The organism is Methylotenera sp. (assembly GCF_013141425.1).
Classification (GTDB): domain Bacteria; phylum Pseudomonadota; class Gammaproteobacteria; order Burkholderiales; family Methylophilaceae; genus Methylotenera.
The window spans coordinates 1-2576 of record NZ_JABFRA010000049.1 but is presented as its reverse complement, the minus strand read 5'-3'; the positions used below and the strand labels follow the sequence as shown (position 1 = coordinate 2576).

The following is a 2576-nucleotide window of genomic DNA, read 5'->3' as shown; positions in this document are numbered from 1 at the left end:
AAACTATATATTTAATGTAGTTTGTAGATATTAGGAGCTTAAAATGGCTGAAATTACCGCAAGCATGGTAAAAGAATTACGTGAGCGCACTGATGCGCCAATGATGGACTGTAAAAAAGCGTTATCAGAAGCAGAAGGCGATATGACTCGTGCAGAAGAAATTCTGCGCGTTCGCTTTGGTAACAAGGCAAGTAAAGCCGCTGGACGTGTTGCTGCAGAAGGTACGGTTGGTATTAGCATTAGTGCAGATGGTAAAACTGGCGCGATGGTTGAAGTGAACTCTGAAACTGACTTCTGTGCAAAGAATGAAGACTTCTTGAAATTCGTTAACGAATTAGCTGGTGTGATTGCTGCAAGTAGCGCAACGGATATTGAAGCTGTTGCGGCATTGCTACTACGCGGCGCAACAGTAGAAGAAACGCGGGCGCAGTTAGTAGGTAAAATTGGCGAAAACATTACACCACGTCGCTTTGTACGCCCTGTTGCACAAGGTAAATTAGCGAGTTATGTACACGGTAGCAAAATTGGTGTGCTAGTAGATTTGGTAGGCGGCGACGAAGTTTTGGCTAAAGATATCGCCATGCATATTGCCGCCGCAAAACCAAAATCACTGGATGCTTCAGGGATTGATGCTAGTTTGATTGAGGCAGAACGTCGTGTTGCGATTGAAAAAGCGAAAGAAGCTGGCAAGCCAGAAGCTATGCTTGAAAAAATTGCTGACGGTACTGTGCAAAAGTTCTTAAAAGAAGTTACTTTGTTAAGCCAAGTGTTTGTTAAAGACGACAAGTTCACGATTGAGCAATTGCTTAAATCAAAAGGTGCTTCAGTGGCATCATTCACTTTATTTACCGTAGGTGAAGGCATTGAAAAAGCTGTTGTCGATTATGCTGCAGAAGTAGCTGCTGCTGCAAAAGTTTAATTTAATATTTAAACTTTTAGTTTGAGTGACTTAAGCGCAAATAAGTCTCCTTAACTAACATCTCAATGAAATTAAAATGGATTAAGCAACTTGCTTAATCCATTTTTTTTAACGAAAATTTATTAAATTTTGTACTTAATTTTGGCCTGAATAGTCGTTTTTATGCTTAAATAAGCAAACTTAAAAAAGAGGAATATTATGGCTGTACCTGCCTATAAGCGTATCTTACTCAAACTTTCTGGCGAGGCTTTAATGGGCGATGATGCCTATGGTATTAATCGCACAACGATTAGTCGCATTGTCGGTGAAATCAAAGAAGTTGTCGATTTAGGTGTGCAGGTAGCGGTAGTGATTGGCGGCGGCAATATATTTCGCGGTGTAGCACCAGCTGCTGAAGGTATGGATAGAGCCACTGCAGATTACATGGGCATGCTCGCCACTGTAATGAACGCGATGGCGCTGCAAGATGCCATGAAAAATATTGGTTTAAATGCACGCGTGCAAAGTGCGCTTAATATTGAACAGGTTGCTGAGCCTTATATACGTGGTAAAGCGATACGTTATTTAGAAGAAGGTCGTGTCGTGATATTTGGCGCAGGTACTGGGAATCCATTTTTCACCACGGACACTGCGGCAGCCCTTCGTGGCATGGAAATGAACGCAGAAATTGTGATTAAAGCGACCAAGGTAGATGGCATTTATACCGATGACCCCAAAACCAATCCAGAAGCCATGCGTTATAAAACTATTTCTTTTGATGAAGCTATTAGCAAAAATCTCAAAGTAATGGATGCCACTGCACTAACTTTATGCAGAGATCAAAAACTGCCTATTTCTGTATTTAGTATTTTTAAGCAGGGCGCGTTGAAAAAGGTGGTCATGGGTGAAGATGAAGGTACGATGGTAACTCCTTAAGCGTTGATGCATCAGTAATGGCTTTATTGGAATCGTCATAAAAGATTGTAACGAGTTGAGTTGGAGAAATAAATGTTAGATGAAGTAAAAAAAACCGCAGATCAAAAAATGCAAAAATCGCTGGAAGTATTGAAGGTAGATTTAGCTAAAGTGCGTACAGGGCGAGCCAATACTGGTTTGCTAGACCATGTGATGGTGGAATATTACGGTTCTCTGGTGGCCGTGAACCAAGTAGCCAATGTAAACTTGGGCGACTCTCGTACCATTAATGTGCAGCCTTATGAAAAAAACATGATTAGCAAAGTTGAGAAAGCCATTCGAGATAGTGATTTAGGCTTAAACCCAGCAACGAACGGCGATTTAATTCGCGTTCCTATGCCAATGCTTACTGAAGAACGCAGACGTGATTTAACTAAAATAGTCCGTTCTGAAGCAGAAAGCGCGAAGGTTTCCATAAGAAATGTGCGACGAGATGCCAACGACGCGCTTAAAAAACTACTAAAAGACAAATTGGTTTCAGAAGATGATGAACGCCGTGCCCAAGACGACATCCAAAAATCCACAGACAGAGCCGTGGCAGAAGTAGACAAGCTATTACAAGCCAAAGAAGTTGAATTGATGGCAGTTTAACTACCAAATTTAGCGAAATTTCACTTGCAAACACAGATTAACTCTAAAAACCTTACCGAATCCGACAGGAGCGTGTATGGCTTTTTTTACTAGCGCTACACAAGACATTCCC

Annotated in this window: 3 protein-coding genes; all 3 read left to right on the top strand. The window is 41.3% G+C overall.

Annotated features, from left to right (window positions below; translation table 11 throughout):
• The first annotated feature begins 43 nt into the window (after nucleotides 1-43).
• The 3 genes from tsf to frr all read left to right on the top strand — a co-directional run bounded on the left by tsf (nucleotide 44) and on the right by frr (nucleotide 2464).
• Complete coding sequence (tsf, locus tag HOO90_RS04035; protein WP_292839711.1) at nucleotides 44-919, top strand: translation elongation factor Ts; 876 nt, start codon at nucleotides 44-46, stop codon at nucleotides 917-919.
• A gap of 198 nt (nucleotides 920-1117) precedes the next feature.
• On the top strand, nucleotides 1118-1834 hold the full coding sequence (gene pyrH / locus HOO90_RS04030; protein WP_292839709.1) for a UMP kinase: 717 nt from the start codon (nucleotides 1118-1120) through the stop codon (nucleotides 1832-1834).
• A 72-nt stretch (nucleotides 1835-1906) separates the two neighbouring features.
• Nucleotides 1907-2464 (top strand): ribosome recycling factor, encoded by a 558-nt coding sequence (gene frr, locus HOO90_RS04025; RefSeq protein WP_292839707.1) that lies wholly within the window; start codon nucleotides 1907-1909, stop codon nucleotides 2462-2464.
• The last annotated feature ends 112 nt before the right edge of the window (nucleotides 2465-2576 follow it).